Below are 633 nucleotides of genomic sequence, written 5' to 3'. Positions count from 1 at the left end.
CACATCCTAAGTTGGCCTTCTCTATTCCACAACTGCCCTCGAAAGGAAAGAAGCGGAAAAAGAGGGACACAACAAAGAACGAAAGCAATCGTTCAATCCAAATCGAAACCTTGAATCAAAAATACAAGGTTCTCAATGCCAACAATAGTACACTATATCCCCGAGTGTTTGCCTTTATGCAACAACCAATCTTAAGCCAACCATCAAGGACATCATAAAAAGACAAACTCACAAAATCAACCTTTGCTGCCCAAAAATAAATTGAGCACAAATGTCTTTCTCGAATATTTTGGAAACGAAAGGGTCTTTCCCCTCATACGAGTAGTAGGCAACGCAGACATTATACAACGCCCAAGCAAAACTTGGAAGTTTAATGAAGAATCGATAACTCATCAGTCATCCACATTGTAGAGGGCCTGAAAAGCACTATCGATAAAAAACAACTCACATGTCGAACCGGTCACTACATCAATGCAACACTTTCGAAGGTCTCAAGCGCCAAAAACATATGAGTGACGCTCGAAACACAAGAAGTGCACAAAAATGAGGACCGTGGAACATGAAGACTTAATTCAAACCCAACAAACGGAAAAACGATTCTCATGATCGTTTACACCACCACCATCTTTCGAT

At 40.6% G+C, this 633-nt stretch carries 1 protein-coding gene; it reads left to right on the top strand.

Features of this window, described 5'->3' with window-relative positions:
* Positions 1-218: hypothetical protein (locus KQI89_RS17495; protein ID WP_216458164.1), on the top strand; the 218-nt coding region annotated here is incomplete at its 5' end.
* Between the last annotated feature and the right edge of the window lie 415 nt (positions 219-633).

The sequence above is a fragment of the Clostridium simiarum genome (assembly GCF_018919175.1).
Lineage (GTDB): Bacteria > Bacillota > Clostridia > Clostridiales > Clostridiaceae > Clostridium_L > Clostridium_L simiarum.
The sequence above is the reverse complement of the archived record's forward strand: the minus strand, read 5'-3'. Positions and strand labels throughout refer to the sequence as shown.